Here is a 20,577-nt window from a genome sequence, read left to right on the forward strand (position 1 = left end):
CAGACGAGCAACAGCGGGCCGCTCAGCCTCGAGAGTTCAGGGCATGCAGGCGCGCGAACGCGACCGGCGCGATCTCGGCCAGCGTCGCGATCGGCTTCCAGGCGGCGGCGTGGACTTCCTCTTCCTGGGCCGTCAGCGGCAGCGCCGGGTCGGCGATGAAGAGATATTGCAGGTCGTGATGGATATGCGGCGGCTCGCTTCGGCGCGGATTGCCCGGCACCTCGTGGCTGTCGATGGCGAAGGGTGTATCGCCGCCGCGATGCCAGGCATGCAGCGCGGGCCCAGCGACACCCGTCTCCTCGACCGCCTCGCGCAGCGCCGACTCATGGAAGGTCGCAGCCGGCTCGTAATGCCCGCCGGGCTGGAGCCAGCGGCCGATCACGACATGGTCGATCAGCAGGATCCGCGCATGGTCGGGCGAGAGCACGAAGGCGCTGGTGGTGACATGGCCCGGCATGGTCTCACGGGCGTCGAGCGCGTGGCGCTCGGCCATCTGCCAGCGCAGCAGCGCCAGCCGTTCGCGCGGGCCGGCGACCTCGGCGAGATAGCGGGAGACGAGCGAATCGAGGCGGGGAAGGAAGCTCATGGCATCGTGCTTCGCATCTCCGGCAGCGGCAGGGAAGACGCCTGCCTCCGCCTCAGCGCAGCTTCAGCCGGTACTCCTCGAACTCGCCGTTCTTGACCCCGTCATAGCCGACGATGACGCGCAATTCGTCGCGTTCCTCGGTCAGGATGGTGAGGGCCTCGGCCTTGGCGTTCTTGCGCTGGCGCAGTTCGCCGAGCTCGCGGGTAGCCGATGGATCAGCCGGGTCGAGCAGGACGATCGCATAGGGCACCTCCTGGTCCTGCGCCGGGCCGACGAGGACGAGGATGCGGCCATCGGCGAGCGGGGCGAGGTCGCGCACGCCGCGCTGTGCCCCGGCCGCAAAGGCGAGGAGCTGCGGCTTGGCCGTCGCCGGTTCGCTGCCCGGCTTGAACAGCTCGGCGACGCTGCCGCCGACGAGGAAGGCGCGGCCATCGAGCGACGGCGCGCGCAGGCCAAGCCAGAGCCGGTCGCCGACGACGGCGAGGCCCTCAATGTTGAGCCCGTTGGTGCCGGCGTCGAGCGGCTTGCCGAGATAGGGCGCGACTTCGCCGGCAGCAGCGAGGAGGTCGGAGACGCGCCAGCTCAGCTCGGGCGCGCCGGCCTGGCCATTGCCGGGCGGGATGCGCGCCAGCAGGAAGGAGGAGGGGCGGTACTCGCCGCCATGGCGCGAGCAGCCATGCGAGCCGACGACATAGAAGGAGCGGTCGGCATAGGCGACGCCCTCGCCATCGAACTCGCCGAAGCCGCCCGGCTTAGGGCAGCCGATCGCGGGCTGGCGTCCGCTGGCGGCGGGGGCGGTGTCGCCGATGAGCGGCAGGGGACGCTCGGGCTTGATCGTGGTCTGCGTCAGCGTCGCGAACTGAGCGGCCTTGCTCTCGTCGTTGACAATAAGGCAGCGCCATTCCCCGCCGGCGGGCGGGCGGCAGGCGATGCCGCTGATGTCGTTGGCGGCCTTGCCCTTCTTGCCGGCGAAATCGGAGGTGGCCTCGATCCGGCGCTCCGGCTTCAGCGGCTCGGCGCGGGCTGGGCCGACGGTAAGCAGGGCGAGGGCACAAAGGGCAGGCAGGGTGGCAAGCCGCATGGTCTTGCTCCGGTGGAAAGCCGCGAGATAGGCGTGGCGGCCGCAAGTTGCAAAGGCCGGGGTGCCGATTCTTGCGCCGGGCAAGGACACCCTGTTGCAGGAGCCGTCTTCTTCTCTTGCGATGAGGGAGCCTCGGCGACTTCCCTTCTCCCGGATGGGAGAAGGTGGCGCGGAGCGCCGGATGAGGGCCTGCGCTTGCCACAGAAGGCGCAACGGCGCCGCTGCACCCTTGTCGTCAGTGGCGGTCCCTCACCCCTGCCCCTCTCCCATTCGGGAGAGGGATTCCTCGCGCCTCCCGCGCCCAAGCGTCATTCCCGCCCGCAGGCTCGTCCCGCGGGCGTTGTCGCGATCGAGGGGCAGCGGAGCGCCGCGAGGCGCGTTTGGTATTCCGCTTCCATTGAGCCAGGAAGCGGCGCGAAGGGATTGAGCCACCCTCCGCACGCCCCGTGGCGCTCCGCCATCGGCGATTTTAAAGCCCCGGGCCGCGCTTCATTCGGACGCACCGCCGATCCCGCCCGCCGCCTTCGCCAGTTCCCCTCATCGGGTCGTCGCGTCGGCGTTCGAGCAGTTGATCATCGGCGGGCCGTCCAGCTAGCGAGCTCCTCGCGCAGGGGCCGTAGTACCCCCAGGTCGGTTCCCGAAGCCTCCCGGGAGCGAGGCGCAACCCTCGCCCGCAGGCGCCGCACCCACCCCGCCAAACGACATGCCTCCGGATGGCCGCCCCTCGGGGATGGGTGCGAGGGAGTATACGGGAGGTTGGGAGGGCGGGGATAAGGTCGTGGCCTATCCCCGCAGGCGAGCCATTGAAGTCCACTTGCGACCCGTTGCGGACCTACGAAGCGGATTGAATAGCTGCCTGGAGGTCGGCCTTCATCATGGCCAAACAGGCACGCCGTCCAGCCCCGCGGTTTCTGGTAGGCCGCAGATCAGGTTCGCATTCTGTACCGCCTGGCCGGCGGCTCCCTTGCCGAGATTGTCGACCACGCCCATCGCGATCACCAAGTTGCGCTCTGGATCGGCCGCATAGCTGACAAAGGCGAGGTTCGAGCCGGTAGCCCATTTGGTCTGCGGCGGCTTGTCGGTCACGCGGACGAACGAACGCCCGGCGTAGAAGCGCCGGGCCGCGTCCAGGCACTGGTCCGTGGTGGCGTGGCCGCGGCAATAGATGGTGGCGAGTATGCCGCGGGTCATCGGCACCAGGTGTGGCGTGAACACCAGCCCGGCCGCGCTGCCGCCGCTCAGCCGCTCGATCGTCCTGGCAATCTCGGGCATGTGGGTGTGCTTGAGCAGACCGTAGGGCACCAGGTTCTCGTTGCTCTCGGCGTAGCCGAACTTGCTGTCGCCGCCCCGGCCGGCACCGGAGATGCCCGTCTTGACGTCGATCACGATATTGCCGGGCTCGATCAGCTTGTTGGCCAGCAGCGGCGCCAGCGCGTTCAGCGTCGCAGCGGGAAAGCAGCCGGGGTTGGCAACGCGGGTTTGACCCTCGATCTGAGCCGGCCAGATATCGGCCAGGCCATAAGCCCACCCCTCGACGTAGCGGTGGTCGCCGCCGATATCGACGATCTTCACGTCCTTGGGGACGCGCGCCAGCGCCTCGGCCGAGGCGCCGGTGGGCAGCGACGCGAACAGCACGTCGAGCTTCGGCAGGGTCGCTGGATCCCATTTCTCTATCACCAGTTCGGCCAGCTTGGTCGGCACACCGGGGAAACGGTCGACCAAGCGGCTGCCGGCGCTGCTCTCGCCTGCGGCGTAGACCAGCTCGAAAGACGGGTGGCTCGCGACCAGGCGCAGTGCCTCGCCGCCGCCAAAACCGCTGATCCCGACAATGCCGACGCGAATGCTCATGGTGATGTCCTTCTGGGGTTCGGGCAAAAGAAAACCCCCGGAGCCGAGGGCTGCGGGGGTTCAGAAACGCGGGTCGGAGGTCGCTTCGGTGGTGGGACCTACGCTGAGGCAGTCACCACGTGGAAGGACGCTGATCGACGCGCAGCCCAAGAAGCCGCCGCTTGGGTGAAGCGGCGTCGGCGTCGGTCGCAAAGGGTCCGGTTCCTGAGCATGCCCCGGGACACTGTCCCGACCCACATTTATCGTCAAGTGGAATGTCTGCCGACGACCCGTTGCGGACATTGGCGGGCGCATGCCCACCTGGTTCCGCGCATTATTGGACACATGTTAACGGTAGCGGGCGGTAGCTCTTCGCCCGCATGACAGGGCGATTCACCGTTTCAGACCGGACCTAGTCCCGTGCTAGCTAGCGTCGGGCGCGGCCACTCCGTCTAGCCCTGCGGCTTGCGGCGGCGATAGGTATGAATTTTCGACAGGTTGCCGCATCGGTCCATCGAACACCAGCGCCGCCGGCTTGACTGCGACTCGTCCAGAAACAGAAGCGAGCAATCCGGGCCTTCACATTCCTTGATCCGTTTCGCCGACACGCGGGCGAGCAGCAATACGGCGTCGCGCGCAATCGAAGAGGTCGCGGCATCGACCGGATCGCGACTGTTCCATTTCACGGTTTCGGCGCCATGCCCATTCAATTGCGGGATGAGATCGGGAGCCGTGGCGGCGGCGTTGAGTGCCGCCAGATCGCTCGGCTCGAAACGGGTGCCGGTCATCGCGGCGCGGACCAGGCGATAAATCGTCTCGCGGAGCTTCCTCAGGGCACCGAGCTGCACGATGCTGACTCTCGCGCCGGATCCGCGCGGCAATACACCCGCAAGCTCAAGCCACGCCTCTGCGGCAGCGCTGTCCGCGAGCCGTTCAATCGGCTTTACGTGGCGCTTTCCCAGTGTAGCGATCAGATCGAGGCTCGATCTACCGCCGACGAATCTAAATTCCGTCGCTTCCATTTCCCCACTCTATTTCACTTGACACCGATTGAACTAGTGTAAATATCGACACCTATTCATATGGTGTCAGAGGTAGGTGGACGATGCGCGTTGTGCAAGTTACGGAATTTGGGCCCCCGGACCGGTTGGTAGCGGCCGAGGTTCCCGATCCCAGTCCAGGCGCCGGTCAAATTTTGATTCGCCTCGCGGCGGCCTCGGTGAATCGTGCGGACGCGCTACTTCGGGCAGGCGGCTATCATATCTTGCCGCCTCTGCCGGTGACGCCGGGAACCGAGGGGGCAGGCTTCGTTGAGGCGCTTGGCGCGGGCGTCGACGGCTTTGCAATCGGTGATCGGGTTGTGGCGTGGGGCGTGCCTGGCTTTTACGCGGAGCTTGTCGTAGCGGAGGCCAAGAAGGTTGTTCTCCTTCCGCCGAGCGTGGATTTTGACGTCGCGGCGGCGCTTCCGGTCACATGGCTCTCGGCGCGCTATTGCCTCAATGAGCTGGCGCGCGTTCGCAAGGGCGATGTCGTGCTGATCCATGCCGCCGCCAGCGGCGTGGGAAGCGCCGCGATCCAGGTCGCCAAGCACGCGGGCGCAGTAGTGATTGCCGTGGTCGGCTCATCGGACAAGGAGGCGTTCGTCCGTAATCTCGGTGCCGACCATGTCGTGTTGAGAGGCGACCAAGACCTCGTTGAACAGGTTATGCGGCTAACGGACAAGCGCGGCGCCGATGTCGTTCTCGACCTTGCTGGTGGTGAAGCGTTCGCCCAGAGCGTGCGGGCCGTGGCGCAGGGCGGCCGCGTCGTGGCGATGGCCAATGTCGCCTTGACACCAAGTACTATCGACACACGCGATTTCTATCCGAAGAATGTCACCATATTCGGCTTTCAGTTCACCAACCTGCAACGACTTGGGTGGAATCCGCGCCCTGATCTTATTGCTCTGCTCGATCTTGTCGCCGCGGGTCGCTTTGTCGTTTCGATCGATCAACGTTTTCCGCTCACTGATGCGGCTGCGGCGCATCGGCGGATCGAATCGAACGAAACCCGGGGCAAGATTCTTCTCACTGTCGGGTCATGAAGGCGTGGGCTCTCTTAATGCCGCTCCCATCCTCCGCCTCGTTCTCCCAAGTGGCTCCGCCCCCGTTCTGGTGATGGGCGGCACTCGCGAGTTCACCCCGATGTTTCGCTCGAACCGGAATGGCAGCTTTCCACCCGTTGCGGACAAGCGCTGACATCGACGATCAGAAACAGAAAGCAAACCCGCGCCACCCATGTGAACGGCGCGGGATGTTAACTCAGCCCAGCTTGCCGTAAGCCGGCACGGTCAGGAACTCCTCGAACTCCGGCGCAAGCGAGAGCTTCGAGAACAGGTCGATCGCCTCGGGGAAGCGGCCCTTGTCGTAGACTTCGGCGCCGAGCTCGCCCTTCACCCGGTCCATCTCTTCCGGCAGGCAGCGCTTGAACAGCTCGGCGTCGACCTTGGTGCCGCCTTCGAGCGCGACGCCGTACTGGACGAACTGCCAGATTTGGGCGCGGCTGATCTCGGCGGTCGCGGCGTCTTCCATCATGTTGTAGATCGGCACCGCGCCACGGCCGCGCAGCCAGGCTTCGAGATACTGCACGCCGACGCGGATGTTCTCGCGGAAGCCGGCCTCGGTGCGGCTGCCCTCATGGACCTCCAGCAGGTTGTCGCGGCCGACCGAGACGTCCTCGCGCTTCTTGTCGAGCTGGTTTGGCTGCGGCATCAGCCGGTCGAAGACCTCCATGGCGACGGGGACGAGGTCGGGATGGGCGACCCAGGTGCCGTCATGGCCGTCGCCGGCCTCGCGCTCCTTGTCGGCCTTGACCTTGGCGAAGGCGGCGGCATTGGCCTCGGGGTTGTTCTTGACCGGGATCTGCGCGGCCATGCCGCCCATGGCGAAGGCGCCGCGGCGATGGCAGGTCTTGATCAGCAGCAGCGAATAGGCGCGCAGGAAAGCCTTGGTCATCACCACCTGCGAGCGGTCGGGCAGGACGAAGGCCTTGTTGCGGGCGAGCTTCTTGATGAAGGAGAAGATGTAGTCCCAGCGGCCGCAGTTGAGGCCGGCCATGTGCTCGCGCAGTTCGTAGAGGATCTCGTCCATCTCGAAGGCCGCCGGCAGGGTCTCGATCAGCACGGTCGCCTTGATCGTGCCGGTCTTCAGGCCGAGCGCGGTCTCGGCGGCGACGAAGACGTCGTTCCAGAGCCTGGCCTCGAGATGGCTCTCGAGCTTCGGCAGGTAGAAATAGGGGCCCGAGCCCTGCGCCAGAGCCGCCTTGGCGTTGTGGAAGACGTAAAGGCCGAAATCGACCAGGGACCCCGAGGCCTCCTCTCCATCGATGACGATGTGCCGCTCCGGCAGGTGCCAGCCGCGCGGGCGGATGATCAGGACGGCCGGCTTGTCCTTGAGCTTGTAGGCCTTGCCGGTGCTCGGCTCGGTGAAGTCGATCTTGCCGGCCCAGCGATCCCGGAGGTTGATCTGGCCCTCGATCATATTGGCCCAGACCGGCGAGGAGGCGTCCTCGAAATCGGCCATGAAGACCTTGGCGCCGGAGTTCAGCGCGTTGACGATCATCTTGCGGTCGACCGGACCGGTGATCTCGACGCGGCGGTCCTGCAGGTCGGCCGGAATCGGCGCCACCGTCCAGTCGCCCTCGCGGATATGGCGGGTCTCGGCCAGGAAATCCGGGGTCTCGCCGGCATCGAAGCGCTTCTGGCGCTCCTTGCGCAGAGCGAGCAGGCGCTTGCGGGTCTCGTTGAAGCGGCGCTGCAGGTCGGCGACGAAGGCGAGCGCGTCATGGCTCAGGACCTCGTCATAGCGCTCGGCGAGCGCGCCCTTGACGACGACGCCGGCAGGAAGGTTCAGGCTGGTCGGGGCGGTCATGACTTTCATCTCCCACGGCTGCGATTTGATGCCGGCAGTATGGCTCCGCAAGACTTTTTCTGGAATGGCAGAGAATGTCAGATGATCTGATCCAAAACGGAAACAATCGAATTTCGAAGCGAAAGCGCCCCTGAGTCCACCATTGCACAGGCGTGTCACGGCGCGGGGCGCGCCGGTTGACGATCAGGGGATTTGTTCATGACCGCCACCCGCCTCGGCCTTTTGACCGCCGCGCTTGCGACCTCCCTCATGGCCGCACCGGCCTTCGCCCAGAACCGCTGCGCCGTCACCGACCCGACCGGCACGCCGCTCAACATCCGCGAGACGCCGAATGGCGAGATCATCGGCTATGTCAGCAACGGCGCCGGTATCAGGGTGATGAACACGTCCTTCGACGAGCGCGGCCGACCCTGGGCGCTGATCAGCCCGCGCGGCCGGAACCACATGGTGGGCTGGGTCTACCGGGAGTTTGTCTCTTGCTATTGAGATGGCCGCTCTGACCGGCTGACGACAGAAGCGCGGGGAACCCTTCTCCCGTGTGGGAGAAGGGCAGGGATGAGGGCCTGCCCTACCCGCAGAAGGCGCAGCGGCGCCGCATCGCCTTAGCAATCAGCGGCGGTCCCTCACCCCTGCCCCTCTCCCATCCGGGAGAGGTGTTCCTCGCGCCTTATCCCGCCAACTCACCGAACCGCTTCAGGAACGCCGCCTGGGCCGCCTCCGTCGCCTGCGGCTCGAGCAGCGCCAGCACCTCGCGCGGCAAGGCCTGGGGCCGTCCGAAGAAGCGCAGGGCTTCCTCGCGCTCGAAGCCGGCGAGCTCGGTGGCCTCGAGGAAGGCCGAGATCTTGTCGGCGTCCTTGGTCTTGCGCTTGAGCACGGCCGGCGTCGCCGCCGGCAGGCCGAAGCGCAGGTGGATCGCCGCCAGCAGGCGCAGTTCGACGGCCTTGTAGGCGTCGCCCATCACCGCCTTGAACGGCGAGATCATGTCGCCAATGACGTATTCCGGTGCATCGTGCAGCAGCGCCATCAATCGCCATTCGCGCGGCCAGTCCGGGTTGAGATGGCCGGCGATCGCCTCGACCAGCAGGGAGTGCTGCGCCACCGAGAAGGAGTGGGCGCCGCGCGTCTGGCCGTTCCAGCGCGCGACGCGGGCAAGGCCATGGGCGATATCCTCGATCTCGACATCGAGCGGCGAGGGATCGAGCAGATCGAGCCGCCGGCCCGAGAGCATGCGCTGCCAGGCGCGCGGCGGGACAGGCAGCTTCGCCATCAGGCGGCAGGGCGCGTGTCGCGCGCCAGTGCCGCGCATTCCTCTCGCCGGAAGCAGCCGGTGAGATGGTCGTTGACCATGCCGCAGGCCTGCATCACCGCATAGACGATGGTCGGGCCGCAGAAGGTGAAGCCGGCGGCCTTGAGCTCCTTGGAGATCGCCTTCGACACCGCGGTCTCGGCTGGCACACCCTCATGGGTCCGGAAGCTGTTCTGGACCACCCGCCCGTCGAGATGCTTCCAAAGGAAGTCCGTGAAGGGGCCCTGCTCGCTGAGCCTGAGATAGGCCTGCGCATTGCGGATCGTGCCCTCGATCTTGCCGCGATGGCGGACGATGCCGGCGTCGGCCAGCAGGCGCTGGACATCGGCTTCGCCGAAGCGGGCGACGGCTTCAGGCTCGAAACCGGCGAAGCCGGCGCGGAAGGCGTCGCGCTTCCTCAGGATGGTGATCCAGGACAGCCCGGCCTGGAAGCCGTCGAGCATCAGCTTTTCCCAGAGCGTGCGGGAATCATACTCCGGCACGCCCCATTCGGTGTCGTGATAGGCAAGATAGAGCGGATCGCTCCCCGGCCAGACGCAGCGATATTTGCCGTCGGGGCCCTCGACCGCCTCGCGCCCGCTCATGCTGCCGCTCCGAATTCTGGCTCGCCGGGATAAGGAAACCGGATGAAGGACGGTTTGCTCGCCAACGTGAAGGCGAGGCCGCCGGCGTCGAGCTTGTGTCCGGCGGCCATTGCATCCGCCACGCGGTCGAGCCGGAGCAAGGCAAGGCCACGGCCGCCGGCACAGGAACCGACGCGGCCGATCAGCTTGCTGCCGGCGCTGGCCTCGACGCCGTCCTCCGGATTCAATCCCTCGCTGAAGACGATCGGCACGACGCGCGAGCGCGCGGTGCCACGGTGCTGCATGCGCGAGACGACCTCCTGGCCGATATAGCAGCCCTTCTTGAACGAGACGCCGCCGAGCTGATCGAACAGCGCCTCGTGCGGGAAGGCGTCGCCATAGATGAAGTCGCGGCCGCCATCGGGGATGCCGAGGCCGATGCGGTGGGCGTGGTAATCGTCCAGGCTGGCATCCGCGAGCTCGTCGGCGCCATCCAGGTCGACGATGGCGCGCTCGCCGAGCTCGGCCAAGCGCGGATCGGCATAGACCAGCCCGGCATCGGCCGGCAGCGTGCCGCCATCGGTCGCGGCGATCACCGTCGCCGTCTCGCTGAGATCGTCGAGCGTGACCTTGGCGCGCAGCTTGTAGAGCTTCAGCTTCTTCATCAGGTCGGCGGTCTGGAGCAGGGGCGTGTCGAGCAGGAAGCCGCCGCCCTCGGCGTCCGGGACCGCGACGACGAAGAAATCGCCGATGATCTTGCCTTGCGGTGTCAGGAGCCCGCCATAGCCGGCGTGTTCGACCGTGACGGTCTCCATCGCGTTGGTGACGATGTTCTCAAGGAAATCGCGGGCGTCGTCGCCGCTGACGCGGATGACGCCGCGGTCGACCAGTCTGGTTGCCGGCATGGCAGAACTCTTTCAGCGATCGCTGTTTCGGCGTGGGGCGCCGTTCGCCCCGATAGTTAGGGTGCTTCGGCCCGGGGCTCAACCAGTGCGGCAGCTGAGCCAGGATTCGGGTGCCGTCCTTCGCCAGGAGCCGATCGCAGTTTTTTTTGGGACGCTGTCGATCCGGCGATTTGCCGTTCGACGTGTCAGCAAGAAGCAGCGGAAGTCGCAGGTCATTGCCGCCTCCGCCCGAGCTTCGGACAAGCGATGCGGGACGAGCTCCCGCGAGTTCGGGAGACATCAGATGAGACAAGTCGTTGCCGCCACCTTCGTGTCCCTCGACGGCGTCATGCAGGCGCCGGGCGGTCCGCAGGAGGATCCGCAAGGCGGCTTCAGCCATGGCGGCTGGACCTTCCACCATTGGGACGATGCGATGGGCAAGGTCATGGACAAGGTCCTGACCGACAAGTTCGACCTGCTTCTCGGCCGCCGGACCTATGACATTTTCGCGGCGCACTGGCCCTATGCCGGCGACGATCCGATCGCGGTCAAGTTCAACGCCATCACCAAATATGTCGCGACCTCCGAGCCGCAGACGCTGACCTGGCAGAACACCGTCGCGCTGCGTGGCGATCCCGCCGCGGAAGTCGCGGCGCTGAAGCGCCAGGATGGGCCGAAGCTCTTGCTGCAGGGCTCGAGCGAATTGATCCAGGCGCTGCTGGCGAAGGACCTGATCGACGAGATCACGCTGCTGACCTTCCCGGTCGTACTCGGCAAGGGCAAGCGCCTGTTCGGCTCGGGCGCCATGCCAGCCGCATTCAAGCTCGTCGAGAGCAGCGCCTCGAGCACCGGCGTGCTGATGGCGACCTATCGCCGCGAGGGCGAGGTCACCACCGGCTCGTTCGAATTCGCGGAGCCGAGCGTCGCCGAAATCGCCCGCCGCGAAAAAATTGCGGCCAAGGGCTGAATTTTTTTCAGAGCCTGTCGATCGGGGCGTTCCTCGTTCGACGTGATGACAGAGGGCGGGAATTCTCCCGCCCGATACCGAAGCAAAACCAACCCCGACAGACAGGAGAAGACCGATGCGCGTGATGGTTCTGGTCAAGGCCGACAAGGATAGCGAAGCCGGCGTGATGCCGAGCGAAGGCCTCCTCACCCAGATGGGCGCCTACAATGAGGAGCTGGTGAAGGCCGGCGTGATGCTGGCGGGCGATGGGCTGCATCCGAGCTCGAAGGGGCTGCGCATGCGCTTCTCGGGCTCGCAGCGGACGATCATCGACGGTCCCTTCGCCGAGACCAAGGAGCTGCTCGCCGGCTTCTGGATCTGGCAGGTGCGCTCCTTCGACGAGGCGGTCGAATGGCTGAAGCGCGCCCCCTTCGATGGCGGCACCGAGATCGAGATGCGCCCGATCTTCGAGATGGAGGATTTCGGCGAGGCGCTGACCCCGGAACTGCGCGAGCAGGAGGAGCGCCTGCGTGCCGAGGCGGCGAAGCGCGCTGGCTGACGTTTCCACCCAGGCAAATCGAACCGAAACGGAGGCGCGAGGCGTCGCCTCCGCCCTTCTGCTTCAAGGAGAAGACCGATGCGTGTCATGGTTCTGGTCAAGGCCAGCAAGGACAGTGAAGCCGGCGTGATGCCGAGCGAAGATCTCTTCACCCAGATGGGCGCCTACAATGAGGAGCTGGTGAAGGCCGGCGTGATGCTGGCGATGGACGGACTGCATCCGAGCTCGAAGGGGCTGCGCATGCGCTTTTCGGGCTCGCAGCGGACGCTCACCGACGGTCCCTTCGCCGAGACCAAGGAACTGCTCGCCGGCTTCTGGATCTGGCAGGTCCGTTCCTTCGACGAGGCGGTCGAATGGCTGAAGCGCGCGCCTTTTGACGGCGGCACTGAGATCGAGATGCGGCCGATCTTCGAGATGGAGGATTTCGGCGAGGCGCTGACCCCGGAACTGCGCGAGCAGGAAGAGCGCCTGCGTGCCGAGGCGGCGAAGCGCGTCGGCTGACCGATCAAAAAGCTTGAGTATCCCATTCAATCCGGAGGGTGCGAGGCAAGGCCTGCACCGCTCCAACCCAACGGAGAAGACCGATGCGTTTCATGGTGATGGTCAAGGCGACCAAGGACAGCGAAGCCGGCGCGGCGCCGACCCGGGAACTGGTCGATGCGATGATGGCCTACAATGAAGAGCTGGTGAAAGCCGGCATCATGAAGGGCGGCGACGGCCTGCAGCCGAGCGCGAAGGGTGCGCGCGTGCAGTTCGACGGCACCAGGCGCTCCGTCGTCGACGGCCCCTTCGCCGAGACCAAGGAGCTCGTCGCGGGCTACTGGATCTGGGAATGCAAGTCGCTCGACGAGGCGGTCGCCTGGGTCAAGCGCTGTCCCAACCCGATGCCTGGCCCGTCCGAGATCGAGATCCGGCCGGTCGTCGACTTCGCCGATTTTGGCGATGCGGTTTCGCCCGAGGCCGATGCGGCCTGGAAGCGCCTCAAGAGCGAGGTCGGCGACAACGGCTGAGCCGCTTGCCAGAGACGATCGCTGATGGTGTGTATCGCAGCCGATGACGGCAAGCGATGCACACCGCGCGATCGAGACGGTCTTCAGGATCGAGGCCCCCAGGCTGATCGCGGGCCTTGCCCGCGTCACCCGCGATGTTGGCCGGGCCGAGGAGCTGGCGCAGGACGCCCTCGTCGCCGCGCTCCAGCAATGGCCAGGCGAGGGCGTGCCGCGCAACCCGGGCGCCTGGCTGATGCAGGCCGCCAAGCACCGTGCGCTCGATGGCCTCAGGCGTGCCAAGATGCTGCAGCGCAAGCATGACGAGATCGGCCGCGATCTCGACGAGGAGGCCGATCCCACCGCTGTGATCGAGGAGGCGCTCGACGACGAGCTCGGCGACGACCTGCTGCGGCTGATCTTCACCGCCTGCCATCCGGTGCTCGCGGTCGAGGCGCGGCTCGCGCTCACCTTGCGGCTGATCGGCGGCCTCACCACCGAGGAGATCGCCCGCGCCTTCCTGGTGCCGGAGCCGACCATGGCCCAGCGCCTGGTTCGGGCCAAGAAGGCGCTGGCCGAGGCCAAGGTGCCCTATGAGGTGCCGCACGGGCCTGAGCTTGGCGAGCGGCTCGCCTCGGTGCTCGAGGTGGTCTACCTGATCTTCAACGAGGGCTATGCCGCGACCGGCGGCGAAGACTGGGTGCGCCCGGCCTTGTGCCAGGAGGCGATGCGGCTCGGGCGTATCCTCGCAGGGCTTGCGCCGCAGGAGCCGGACGTGCACGGCCTCGTCGCGTTGATGGAGTTGCAGGCCTCGCGCCTGCGCGCCCGTATTGGCCCCGATGGCGCGCCGGTGCTGCTGCTCGACCAGAACCGGGCCCGCTGGGACCGCCTGTTGATCAACCATGGCCTCAGGGCGCTCGAGACGGCCCGGGGGCTTTCCGCTACGCCCAGCCCCTATGTCCTGCAGGCCGAGCTCGCCGCCTGCCATGCCCGTGCCCGCACCGCCGACGAGACCGACTGGCGCCGGATCGCGGCGCTCTACGGCGCTTTGGGTACGCTGACGCCCTCGCCGGTGATCGAGCTCAACCGCGCCGTCGCGGTCTCGATGGCGGACGGGCCGGCGGCAGGGCTTGCGCTCGTCGATGCGCTCGCCGGCGCTCCGGCGCTGAAGAACTACCATCTGCTGCCGAGCGTGCGCGCCGACTTCCTGCTCAAGCTCGGCCGCCATGGCGAGGCGGAGGCCGAGTTCACCCGCGCCGCCGAGATGACCCGGAACCGGCGTGAGCGCGACTTGCTGCTCAGCCGGGCGCAGACGGCGCGGCAGGCGCAAGCGGCTGGCTGAAGCTGAGCAACTTAATCTTCAGCGACTGTATCGGCGAGGCGATACCAATCGGGCCGATGCGACCGGTTATGGCTCGCGGCCGGCGGCGGGAAGCCGGGATCGGTGAAGCTGCCGACCGAGATTGAGATCGCGCCAGGCATCGCTTCCGCCCGCATGAAGACCAGGCCGCCACAGCCGGGACAGAAGACCTGCTCGATCCAGCGGCCGGCATCGCTGCCACGCCGCCAGACGGAACTCTCGCCCTCGATCGCGATGATCGCGTTCTCAGTGAAGATGGCGCGGTAGGCGAAGGCCGAGCCGGTGGCGCGACGGCATTCGCTGCAGGCGCAGAGATAGACGCGGCGCGGCTCGCCGGAAACGGTGAGCCTGAGGCGCTGGCAGCCGCAGCTCGCCGTACGCCGCAAGCCTGGCCCGTGCTGGTTGTTCGAGCTCACACGCACGCTCAGCGCGTGAACTGTGCGATGGCGGCGAAGTCGTCTTGCCGCTGCCCGGCGGCGATCGCCTTGCGGAACAGGCTGTCCTGCGCCTTCGGGACGAGATCGTTCAGGCCGCGCTCGCTACAGAGCTGCAGCAGCAGGCTGAAGGCGCCGTAATGAACATCGATCGAGGCAAGCGTCGCCGCGTCGCCGGCAAAGCGCTTGTCGCGGATGCGGGTGACAAGGTCGACCAGTGCGCCCTCGACCACGGGAAGGAAGGCCTGGCGATGCGCCTCGAACAGGTCGAGCGCGATGCCCTCGGCCTGGCAGATCGCTGCCGCCTGAAACTGGCCGAAGAGCGCCCCCCACATCTGCCCGAGCAAGGAGAGATCCAGAGCCGAGGCATGGCCGACATCCTCACCGACGAATTGCGGGTTGCCGCCGAGCGCCGCGAAGACGGGACGGTTCGCCTCGAATAGCGCTTGCGGTCCGGAATAGAGGATCGTGCCGCCGGGCTCGCCGATGAAGTTCGGTGTCGCCATGATCGCTCCGTCGAGATAGGCGGTGCTGTTGCCGGCTGCCCATTGCGCCTGCTCGCGGGCCTGGTTCGGCGAGCCGGAGGAGAGCTGGACGATCAGCTTGCCGCGCAGGGCGGCCGCAACCTCGGGCGACCGAAGCAGCCTGTCCGAATCGGCATAGGTGCTGACGCAGACGACGGCGATGTCGGCTGCCGCGGCAGCCGCCGCTGCCGACGGCGCGACGCTCGCACCCTGGTCGGCGAGCGCCGCCGCCTTGTCGGGCGAGCGATTCCAGACATGCGTGGCGAAGCCGGCGGCGAGGAAGGCACGGGCAAGGGCCGAGCCCATGCGGCCGAGCCCGATGACGGTGATCGTAGGTTTCACAGTTTGCTCTCCTGACAGGCGCATGCGTGCAGATGCGATAGAAGGCGCGCCTTCGATCGCGGCCCCGTGCGTTGGGTGTTGCAGGAGATTTCGTTGGTTTGTTTTTTATTTCAATTACTTACATGCAAGTAAGTGGTCGACCGGAGGGGGCTATGCCAATCAGGGTCAACTTGCCGGACGAATGCGGTCTCGGCTTGGCGCTGACGGTGATCGGCGGCCGCTGGAAGTCGGTGATCCTGTGGGAGCTGCACGAGCGGGCGCTGCGCTTCGGCGAATTGCGCCGACGTCTGCCTGGGATCAGCGAGAAGGTGCTTTACGAGCAGCTGCGCGAGATGGAGCGCGACGGTGTCGTCAGGCGGGAGGCCTTCGAGGAAGCGGTGTTGCGGGTTGAATATTCACTGACGCCAGCGGGGACGGCGCTCAACGATGCGGCCCATGTGCTGGCCGAATGGGGGCTCGTCCATGCCGGGCGGAACACGCTTCCGGCTGCGGCCGAGTAGTCAGTGCCGCGTGCCGATGGTGAAGCTGCCGTTGCGGATCTTCTCGGGCAGGGCCTCGGCGAAAACGGCAGTCGCTTCCTCGCCATAGGTCTCGACCAGCGTGCGCATCGCCGCGAACAGGGCGGCATGGGCGAGCGCGTCGGAATCGAGCCCGTCCTGACGCGCCTCGGCGAAGGCGTCCTCGACATAGCTATAGGCGACGTGACGGGCGTCCTTGACGTCCTCGGCGAGGGTCGGATCGAGTGGCAGGTCGTCTGAGAGAGCGGACATGAAGGCAGCGGAACCCGGCGTCGAAAAGAGCCCGTCGGACGGAACGGGGCGGGCGCAAGCCGTGACCGTTCCAGTGATTTGCAGTCTAAGGATACGGTTCATAGCCGGCGGGCGCCATCACGGTCTTTAAGAAAGGTTAATTCACGGGGGACAATTCTGCCTAAGAATGGCGCAAGCCAGTGCCGAAACTGGATCGCCGTGCGTCCTGTCGGGCGCAAAATGGCGATCCATCCCTTTGCCTGAGCCTCGGATTGTTCCGAAAAGTGGCAGCCACTTTTCGGTCCGAGGCCCTAGAGCCCGTTCCGATCGGCTTGCACCGCAAGCTGATCGGTAAAACGGTCTCTGACTAAAAGTGAGAGCCGGATCCGATCAGGTTGAAACAACCTGATCGGATCCGGCTCTAGCCACCGAAGCGGCTGGCAAGCGCCTTGGCCAGCTTTTCACCCTCAACGGCGAGGCGGGCGGAAGCTTCCTGGCTGCCGTCGCTGCAGGTGCGATGCGTCGCCGAATAGGCGCGGTAGCCGCGATTATAGGCGCTTGCCAGCCGCTCGCGCCTTTGCGGGCTGCGGCCTTCCGATTCGAGCAGTGCGGCCATGCGCTCGCGCCAGTCCTGCGCCTCGCGGGCCTCGCAGAGCGTGCGCAGATAGGCGAGCGAACCGATGATCTCGGCGAGCTTCAGCAATTGCGGTTCATAGGGCGGTGGCGGTGCTTCGGGCTCTGCCGGAGGTGGCTCAGCGGGCCGCTGCTGCGGCTGGGCCGGCCGCCGTGCCTGCGCCAGCAGTGGTTCGGGGCTCGCGGCGAGCACAGCCAGAAACAGGGCTGCCAGCGCTCGCTTCGTCATGCGCCGCCGTCGCGCGTGACGATCGCGGCGGCGCGGCGCAGAACGTCTGCGAGCTCGCGCGTTGTCGGCAGGCCTCCGAGCTTGAGCGGATCGGCCCACATCACGGCGCCGGCCTCGGGGCCAGGCTGGGGCTCGCCCGAGAGCCACTGCCCGACATAGGACGCGATGACGAAATGGTGGGTGACGGCCCCCTTCGGATCGCGGCCGACGATCTCGACATGGCGGTTGAAGCCGAGGATGCGGGCGGTGACGCCGACCTCTTCCTCGAGCTCGCGCAACGCAGCCGCTTCCAGGCTCTCGCCGGCCTCGACCTTGCCGCCGGGCAGCGACCAGAGCTGGTCGGCCGGCGGCTTGGTCCGCGTCGCCAGCAGGACCTTGCCGTCGCGGAAAACGGCGATCGAGGCGGCGAGCACCGGGCGTGCTGCCGCACGGGCAGGGTTGGGGAAGCGGATGACCTGCCCGCTGTCTTGCCCGCCGCTCTCGTCACTCACACGTGCTGCCCGCCATTGATGTGAAGCTCGGCGCCGGTGACATAGGCCGAGGCGTCGGTGCAGAGGAAATGGATCGCCTTCGCCACTTCCTCGGTCCGGCCGAGCCGCCCGAGCGGCAGGGTCGCGACGATCTTCTCGGTGCCGGGCGAGAGGATGGCGGTGTCGATCTCGCCGGGCGAGATCGAGTTCACCCGGATGCCGAGCGGCCCGAAATCGGCCGCCATCTCGCGGGTGAGGCTGGCGAGCGCCGCCTTCGAGGTCGCATAGGCGGCGCCGGCGAAGGGGTGGACGCGCGAGCCGGCGATCGAGGTGACGTTGACGATCGCGCCCTTCGCCGCGGTCAGCTCGTCGAGCAGGCCGCGCGCCAGCATGATCGGCGCGAAGAAATTGACCTGGAAGACCTGGTGCCAGTCGTTGAACGAGGTCGTCGCAGCGCCGAGCCGTCCGCCCTTGGGCCCCTTCGGCGAGATACCGGCATTGTTGACCAGCGCGTTGAGCTTGCCGCCCTCGGCGGCGAGCCGCTTCTTGATCTCGGCGATGCCGCGCATCGTGTCCTCGGGGTCGCCGAGATCGATCTGGACATGGTCGTCGGCGCCGGAGGGCCAGGGGCATTTGTCGGAGAAGGCCTGGCGCGAGCAGGACAGGATGCGCCAGCCGGCCATGGCGAACTGCATGACCGTGGCGTGGCCGATGCCGCGGCTGGCGCCGGTCAGCAGCATGACCGGGCGCTTGCCGGCTTCCGTTTTCGGAAAGTCGAATGTGGGCATGGCCATTGGCGTTGTGACTTTCCTCAGGGGTAGAGCCGCGCCTTCGTCCAGGCCTCGCCCGGGGCGGCGCGGCGGAAGACGATGCGGTCATGCAGACGGAAGGCGCCGTCGCGCCAGAACTCGATATACACCGGGGCGATGCGGAAACCGGTCCAGTGCGGCGGGCGCGGCACCTCGCCGATGCCGAACTTCAGCGCATAGCTCGCCACTGCCTTTTCGAGCGCGAACCGGCTCTCGAGCGGCCGGGACTGCTGCGAGGCCCAGGCGCCGATGCGGCTGTCGCGCGGGCGCGACTGGAAATAGGCGTCCGCCTCGGCGTCGCTGACCCGGCTGACCGGGCCGCGGATGCGGATCTGCCGGCGCAGACTCTTCCAGTGGAACAGCGCGGCCGCCTTGGGCTGGCCGTCGAGTTCCTCGCCCTTCTGGCTTTGCGTGTTGGTGTAGAAGACGAAGCCGTCGGGGCTGCGGCCGTTCAGCAGGACCATGCGGACATTGGGCAGGCCGTCGGCGTCGACCGTCGAGAGCGCCATGCCGTTGGGGTCGTTCGGCTCGGAGGCCTTGGCCTCTTCCAGCCAGCTCTCGAACAGGGCGAAAGGCTCGCTCGCTTCGGTGAAGTCACCGCTCATTAACGCATTCACGTGCTTAGTCCTCGATAGGTTCAGGAAGCGTTGGGCGAGCGCGATCCGTAATGCGATTTGAGTTGGCAGTCATATATAGAGCGTGCAGGCGAGGGAGCCAGAGCCCGCGTGAGCGCAGTCCCCTTGCGCGCGGGGCATCGCTTGCCGGCGTGCTCCTGTTTGGGCTGGCCTCGGCCGGCTGCTCGATCTCGTTCCCGATCATGGGTCTGTCGAGCAAGGCCGAGGACGAGGTCGCGATGACGACGGCCTCCGTGCTGCCGGCCCGCGCCAGCGATGGCAAGAGCCTGCTCGTCGATCTCGCACCCGATCTCGGGCCCGAAGACTGGCGCCGGGCCGAAGGCGCGCTGGCGCTGGCGCTCGATCCGCAAGGCAATGGCGCTCCGGTCTCCTGGGACAATGCCCAGAGCGGCATGAAGGGCACCTTCACCCCGGTTGGCGGGCCGTTCCTGAAATCGGACGAAATTTGCCGTGCCTTCCTGGCCTCGATGAGCCTGCAGACCGGCCCGGTTAAGTTGCAGGGCACTGCCTGTCGGCCCTCCGGCGGTGAATGGGTGGTGAAAGACGCCAAGTCGTGGAAAGGTACGGCCTGAGAACCCGCCTGGAAACTTTACTGTGGCGGCCATCTGGCGCGCCGTGGCGCGTTTCGCGGCGATTTCTGAGTAGGCTTCCTGTTGCCAAGACGCCACAGTCTTCCCATCTAGGAGGCGGTTCCGGTACGCCGGGATAGGAAGCCTCCGGGGGTGTTTTTGAATGCGTGATCCGTATCAGGTTCTGGGCGTGGCGAAATCGGCTGATGAGGCCGAAATCAAGAAGGCGTATCGCCGCCGCGCCAAGGACCTGCATCCCGACCGCAACCAGAATGATCCGAAGGCGCAGGAGCGCTTCTCCGAGCTGAATACCGCTTATGAGGTCCTCGGGGACACGGACAAGCGCAAGCAGTTCGACCGCGGCGAAATCGACGCCGAGGGCAAGCCGCGCTTCTCCGGCTTCGAGGGGATGGGCGCCGGGCGCGGCGGCGCGCATCAGGGCGGCTTCGAGTTCCATTCCAATGGTGGCGGAGGCTCTTTCGGCCGCGGCGGCGCCGATCCGGGCTTCGACCCGGCCGATATCTTCGGCTCGCTCTTCGGCGACGCTGCCAGGCGCGGCGGACGCGCCCGGGCGAGCCAGCCGCAAAAGCCGCCGGAGCAGAGCTTCACGCTCGAGGTCAACCTGGCCGAAGCGGTCAATGGCGCGATGCGCCGGGTCAAGCTGCCCGGCGGGCGCGAGGTCGAGGTGACGATCCCCGAAGGCGTCGCCGACGGCAAGGTCATGCGCCTGCGCGGCCTCGGCCAGACACATCCGCTCACCGGCGAGACCGGCGACGTGCTGATGACGATCAAGGTCCGGCCCGATCCGCGCTTCACCGTCGACGGCAGCAATCTGCGCGCGCGCGTCGCGGTCCCGCTGGCGACAGCGGTACTGGGCGGGCCGATCCATGTCCCGACGCTCGGGGGCGCCGTCGAGATGAATGTGCCGCCGCTGACCGGCACGGCGCGCCAGTTCCGCCTGCGTGGCAAGGGGCTGCCGAGCGAGAAGAAGGGCGAGCGCGGCGACCTGTTCGTTTCGATCGACATCGAGATGCCTGCCGAGGACGCCGAGTTGACCGCGTTGATGAAAGCACGGGCCGGCTGAACAGGATTTCGGCAGACGAAGCTTTCACAGCTTCGCCGCCTCAGTTATGAGACCGTCCGGTTCTCTTTTGCCGGTTCGTCCAGTTCGAAGGTC

The 20,577-nt window shown here is 66.8% G+C and carries 25 protein-coding genes; 10 read left to right on the plus strand and 15 right to left on the minus strand.

The genetic code is table 11. From position 1 onward, the window contains the following. Positions 1–22 precede the first annotated feature (22 nt). The 4 genes from ACSQ3M_RS17725 to ACSQ3M_RS17740 all read right to left on the minus strand — a co-directional run bounded on the left by ACSQ3M_RS17725 (position 23) and on the right by ACSQ3M_RS17740 (position 4,516). A complete protein-coding gene (locus ACSQ3M_RS17725) occupies positions 23–586 on the minus strand; it encodes an NUDIX hydrolase (RefSeq protein WP_436151377.1) in 564 nt (187 codons plus the stop codon). A gap of 52 nt (positions 587–638) precedes the next feature. Beyond that, on the minus strand, positions 639–1,667 hold the full coding sequence (locus ACSQ3M_RS17730; RefSeq protein ID WP_436151378.1) for a DUF3616 domain-containing protein: 1,029 nt from the start codon (positions 1,665–1,667) through the stop codon (positions 639–641). Positions 1,668–2,540: 873 nt separating this feature from the next. After that, the gene (gene argC, locus ACSQ3M_RS17735) at positions 2,541–3,515 is read right to left on the minus strand and encodes an N-acetyl-gamma-glutamyl-phosphate reductase (protein ID WP_436151379.1); all 975 of its coding nucleotides are present in this window, start codon (positions 3,513–3,515) and stop codon (positions 2,541–2,543) included. A 431-nt stretch (positions 3,516–3,946) separates the two neighbouring features. Further along, on the minus strand, positions 3,947–4,516 hold the full coding sequence (locus ACSQ3M_RS17740) for a CGNR zinc finger domain-containing protein (RefSeq protein WP_436151380.1): 570 nt from the start codon (positions 4,514–4,516) through the stop codon (positions 3,947–3,949). A gap of 83 nt (positions 4,517–4,599) precedes the next feature. Here ACSQ3M_RS17740 and ACSQ3M_RS17745 point away from each other — a divergent pair, with 83 nt between their 5' ends. After that, positions 4,600–5,577, plus strand: a complete 978-nt coding sequence (locus tag ACSQ3M_RS17745; RefSeq protein WP_436151381.1) for a quinone oxidoreductase family protein — start codon at positions 4,600–4,602, stop codon at positions 5,575–5,577. 217 nt (positions 5,578–5,794) lie between these two features. Here the strand turns inward: ACSQ3M_RS17745 and aceB are convergent, their stop codons facing one another. Further along, positions 5,795–7,402 carry a malate synthase A gene (aceB, locus tag ACSQ3M_RS17750; RefSeq protein ID WP_436151382.1) on the minus strand — a complete coding sequence of 536 codons (1,608 nt, stop codon included), beginning with the start codon at positions 7,400–7,402 and terminating at the stop codon, positions 5,795–5,797. A 198-nt stretch (positions 7,403–7,600) separates the two neighbouring features. Here aceB and ACSQ3M_RS17755 point away from each other — a divergent pair, with 198 nt between their 5' ends. Next, positions 7,601–7,888, plus strand: coding sequence for a peptide-binding protein (locus ACSQ3M_RS17755; protein ID WP_436151383.1), 288 nt, complete (start codon positions 7,601–7,603; stop codon positions 7,886–7,888). A gap of 181 nt (positions 7,889–8,069) precedes the next feature. On the opposite strand, the gene ACSQ3M_RS17760 is transcribed toward ACSQ3M_RS17755, so the two are convergent. From ACSQ3M_RS17760 to ygfZ, 3 genes are read right to left on the minus strand one after another with little or no spacing between them, the layout of a single operon-like run. Then, positions 8,070–8,669 carry a YfbR-like 5'-deoxynucleotidase gene (locus tag ACSQ3M_RS17760; RefSeq protein WP_436151384.1) on the minus strand — a complete coding sequence of 200 codons (600 nt, stop codon included), beginning with the start codon at positions 8,667–8,669 and terminating at the stop codon, positions 8,070–8,072. After that, positions 8,669–9,292 (minus strand): DNA-3-methyladenine glycosylase I, encoded by a 624-nt coding sequence (locus tag ACSQ3M_RS17765; RefSeq protein WP_436151385.1) that lies wholly within the window; start codon positions 9,290–9,292, stop codon positions 8,669–8,671. Before ACSQ3M_RS17765 ends, ACSQ3M_RS17760 begins: the two co-directional genes overlap by 1 nt. Then, positions 9,289–10,176 carry a CAF17-like 4Fe-4S cluster assembly/insertion protein YgfZ gene (gene ygfZ / locus ACSQ3M_RS17770; protein ID WP_436151386.1) on the minus strand — a complete coding sequence of 296 codons (888 nt, stop codon included), beginning with the start codon at positions 10,174–10,176 and terminating at the stop codon, positions 9,289–9,291. The genes ACSQ3M_RS17765 and ygfZ overlap by 4 nt, the downstream gene beginning before the upstream one ends. 283 nt (positions 10,177–10,459) lie before the next feature. Here ygfZ and ACSQ3M_RS17775 point away from each other — a divergent pair, with 283 nt between their 5' ends. The 5 genes from ACSQ3M_RS17775 (at position 10,460) to ACSQ3M_RS17795 (ending at position 13,988) form a co-directional block, all read left to right on the plus strand. Then, positions 10,460–11,122 carry a dihydrofolate reductase family protein gene (locus tag ACSQ3M_RS17775; protein ID WP_436151387.1) on the plus strand — a complete coding sequence of 221 codons (663 nt, stop codon included), beginning with the start codon at positions 10,460–10,462 and terminating at the stop codon, positions 11,120–11,122. Between the two features lie 115 nt (positions 11,123–11,237). Further along, positions 11,238–11,660, plus strand: coding sequence for a YciI family protein (locus ACSQ3M_RS17780; protein ID WP_436151388.1), 423 nt, complete (start codon positions 11,238–11,240; stop codon positions 11,658–11,660). A gap of 78 nt (positions 11,661–11,738) precedes the next feature. Further along, positions 11,739–12,161: a YciI family protein gene (locus ACSQ3M_RS17785; protein WP_436151389.1), complete on the plus strand. Its 423-nt coding sequence runs from the start codon at positions 11,739–11,741 to the stop codon at positions 12,159–12,161. A gap of 83 nt (positions 12,162–12,244) precedes the next feature. After that, positions 12,245–12,670 carry a YciI family protein gene (locus ACSQ3M_RS17790; RefSeq protein WP_436151390.1) on the plus strand — a complete coding sequence of 142 codons (426 nt, stop codon included), beginning with the start codon at positions 12,245–12,247 and terminating at the stop codon, positions 12,668–12,670. A 43-nt stretch (positions 12,671–12,713) separates the two neighbouring features. After that, the gene (locus ACSQ3M_RS17795) at positions 12,714–13,988 is read left to right on the plus strand and encodes an RNA polymerase sigma factor (protein WP_436151391.1); all 1,275 of its coding nucleotides are present in this window, start codon (positions 12,714–12,716) and stop codon (positions 13,986–13,988) included. 11 nt (positions 13,989–13,999) lie between these two features. Here the strand turns inward: ACSQ3M_RS17795 and ACSQ3M_RS17800 are convergent, their stop codons facing one another. After that, the gene (locus ACSQ3M_RS17800; RefSeq protein WP_436151392.1) at positions 14,000–14,422 is read right to left on the minus strand and encodes a GFA family protein; all 423 of its coding nucleotides are present in this window, start codon (positions 14,420–14,422) and stop codon (positions 14,000–14,002) included. A gap of 8 nt (positions 14,423–14,430) precedes the next feature. Then, the gene (locus ACSQ3M_RS17805; protein ID WP_436151393.1) at positions 14,431–15,330 is read right to left on the minus strand and encodes an NAD(P)-dependent oxidoreductase; all 900 of its coding nucleotides are present in this window, start codon (positions 15,328–15,330) and stop codon (positions 14,431–14,433) included. A gap of 128 nt (positions 15,331–15,458) precedes the next feature. Here ACSQ3M_RS17805 and ACSQ3M_RS17810 point away from each other — a divergent pair, with 128 nt between their 5' ends. Beyond that, positions 15,459–15,806 carry a winged helix-turn-helix transcriptional regulator gene (locus ACSQ3M_RS17810; protein ID WP_436151394.1) on the plus strand — a complete coding sequence of 116 codons (348 nt, stop codon included), beginning with the start codon at positions 15,459–15,461 and terminating at the stop codon, positions 15,804–15,806. On the opposite strand, the gene ACSQ3M_RS17815 is transcribed toward ACSQ3M_RS17810, so the two are convergent. From ACSQ3M_RS17815 to pdxH, 5 genes are all read right to left on the minus strand, one after another. Then, entirely contained in the window at positions 15,807–16,076 is a 270-nt protein-coding gene (locus ACSQ3M_RS17815; RefSeq protein WP_110492788.1) for a hypothetical protein, read from the minus strand. Positions 16,077–16,476: 400 nt separating this feature from the next. Next, positions 16,477–16,917, minus strand: a complete 441-nt coding sequence (locus ACSQ3M_RS17820; RefSeq protein ID WP_436151395.1) for a TIGR02301 family protein — start codon at positions 16,915–16,917, stop codon at positions 16,477–16,479. After that, positions 16,914–17,408, minus strand: a complete 495-nt coding sequence (locus ACSQ3M_RS17825; protein WP_436151396.1) for an NUDIX hydrolase — start codon at positions 17,406–17,408, stop codon at positions 16,914–16,916. The genes ACSQ3M_RS17820 and ACSQ3M_RS17825 overlap by 4 nt, the downstream gene beginning before the upstream one ends. Further along, positions 17,405–18,127, minus strand: a complete 723-nt coding sequence (locus tag ACSQ3M_RS17830; RefSeq protein ID WP_436151552.1) for an SDR family NAD(P)-dependent oxidoreductase — start codon at positions 18,125–18,127, stop codon at positions 17,405–17,407. Before ACSQ3M_RS17830 ends, ACSQ3M_RS17825 begins: the two co-directional genes overlap by 4 nt. Before the next feature lie 71 nt (positions 18,128–18,198). After that, positions 18,199–18,801, minus strand: a complete 603-nt coding sequence (gene pdxH / locus ACSQ3M_RS17835; protein WP_436151397.1) for a pyridoxamine 5'-phosphate oxidase — start codon at positions 18,799–18,801, stop codon at positions 18,199–18,201. A gap of 161 nt (positions 18,802–18,962) precedes the next feature. On the opposite strand from pdxH, the gene ACSQ3M_RS17840 reads away from it, so the two are divergent. Beyond that, on the plus strand, positions 18,963–19,403 hold the full coding sequence (locus ACSQ3M_RS17840) for an RT0821/Lpp0805 family surface protein (RefSeq protein ID WP_436151398.1): 441 nt from the start codon (positions 18,963–18,965) through the stop codon (positions 19,401–19,403). Positions 19,404–19,563: 160 nt separating this feature from the next. Further along, entirely contained in the window at positions 19,564–20,484 is a 921-nt protein-coding gene (locus tag ACSQ3M_RS17845; protein WP_436151399.1) for a DnaJ C-terminal domain-containing protein, read from the plus strand. The last annotated feature ends 93 nt before the right edge of the window (positions 20,485–20,577 follow it).

This window comes from Allobosea sp. LjRoot90 (assembly GCF_964254315.1).
In the GTDB taxonomy this organism is placed as follows: Bacteria; Pseudomonadota; Alphaproteobacteria; order Rhizobiales; family Beijerinckiaceae; genus Allobosea.

Excerpts from the sequence above, each read along its gene's own strand:
- ACSQ3M_RS17725 (WP_436151377.1), bottom strand. The coding sequence starts at position 586 with ATGAGCTTCCTTCCCCGCCTCGATTCGCTCGTCTCCCGCTATCTCGCC.
- ACSQ3M_RS17730 (WP_436151378.1), bottom strand. The coding sequence starts at position 1,667 with ATGCGGCTTGCCACCCTGCCTGCCCTTTGTGCCCTCGCCCTGCTTACC.
- argC (WP_436151379.1), bottom strand. The coding sequence starts at position 3,515 with ATGAGCATTCGCGTCGGCATTGTCGGGATCAGCGGTTTTGGCGGCGGC.
- ACSQ3M_RS17740 (WP_436151380.1), bottom strand. The coding sequence starts at position 4,516 with ATGGAAGCGACGGAATTTAGATTCGTCGGCGGTAGATCGAGCCTCGAT.
- ACSQ3M_RS17745 (WP_436151381.1), top strand. The coding sequence starts at position 4,600 with ATGCGCGTTGTGCAAGTTACGGAATTTGGGCCCCCGGACCGGTTGGTA.
- aceB (WP_436151382.1), bottom strand. The coding sequence starts at position 7,402 with ATGACCGCCCCGACCAGCCTGAACCTTCCTGCCGGCGTCGTCGTCAAG.
- ACSQ3M_RS17755 (WP_436151383.1), top strand. The coding sequence starts at position 7,601 with ATGACCGCCACCCGCCTCGGCCTTTTGACCGCCGCGCTTGCGACCTCC.
- ACSQ3M_RS17760 (WP_436151384.1), bottom strand. The coding sequence starts at position 8,669 with ATGGCGAAGCTGCCTGTCCCGCCGCGCGCCTGGCAGCGCATGCTCTCG.
- ACSQ3M_RS17765 (WP_436151385.1), bottom strand. The coding sequence starts at position 9,292 with ATGAGCGGGCGCGAGGCGGTCGAGGGCCCCGACGGCAAATATCGCTGC.
- ygfZ (WP_436151386.1), bottom strand. The coding sequence starts at position 10,176 with ATGCCGGCAACCAGACTGGTCGACCGCGGCGTCATCCGCGTCAGCGGC.
- ACSQ3M_RS17775 (WP_436151387.1), top strand. The coding sequence starts at position 10,460 with ATGAGACAAGTCGTTGCCGCCACCTTCGTGTCCCTCGACGGCGTCATG.
- ACSQ3M_RS17780 (WP_436151388.1), top strand. The coding sequence starts at position 11,238 with ATGCGCGTGATGGTTCTGGTCAAGGCCGACAAGGATAGCGAAGCCGGC.
- ACSQ3M_RS17785 (WP_436151389.1), top strand. The coding sequence starts at position 11,739 with ATGCGTGTCATGGTTCTGGTCAAGGCCAGCAAGGACAGTGAAGCCGGC.
- ACSQ3M_RS17790 (WP_436151390.1), top strand. The coding sequence starts at position 12,245 with ATGCGTTTCATGGTGATGGTCAAGGCGACCAAGGACAGCGAAGCCGGC.
- ACSQ3M_RS17795 (WP_436151391.1), top strand. The coding sequence starts at position 12,714 with ATGACGGCAAGCGATGCACACCGCGCGATCGAGACGGTCTTCAGGATC.
- ACSQ3M_RS17805 (WP_436151393.1), bottom strand. The coding sequence starts at position 15,330 with ATGCGCCTGTCAGGAGAGCAAACTGTGAAACCTACGATCACCGTCATC.
- ACSQ3M_RS17810 (WP_436151394.1), top strand. The coding sequence starts at position 15,459 with ATGCCAATCAGGGTCAACTTGCCGGACGAATGCGGTCTCGGCTTGGCG.
- ACSQ3M_RS17815 (WP_110492788.1), bottom strand. The coding sequence starts at position 16,076 with ATGTCCGCTCTCTCAGACGACCTGCCACTCGATCCGACCCTCGCCGAG.
- ACSQ3M_RS17820 (WP_436151395.1), bottom strand. The coding sequence starts at position 16,917 with ATGACGAAGCGAGCGCTGGCAGCCCTGTTTCTGGCTGTGCTCGCCGCG.
- ACSQ3M_RS17830 (WP_436151552.1), bottom strand. The coding sequence starts at position 18,127 with ATGCTGCTGACCGGCGCCAGCCGCGGCATCGGCCACGCCACGGTCATG.
- pdxH (WP_436151397.1), bottom strand. The coding sequence starts at position 18,801 with ATGAGCGGTGACTTCACCGAAGCGAGCGAGCCTTTCGCCCTGTTCGAG.
- ACSQ3M_RS17845 (WP_436151399.1), top strand. The coding sequence starts at position 19,564 with ATGCGTGATCCGTATCAGGTTCTGGGCGTGGCGAAATCGGCTGATGAG.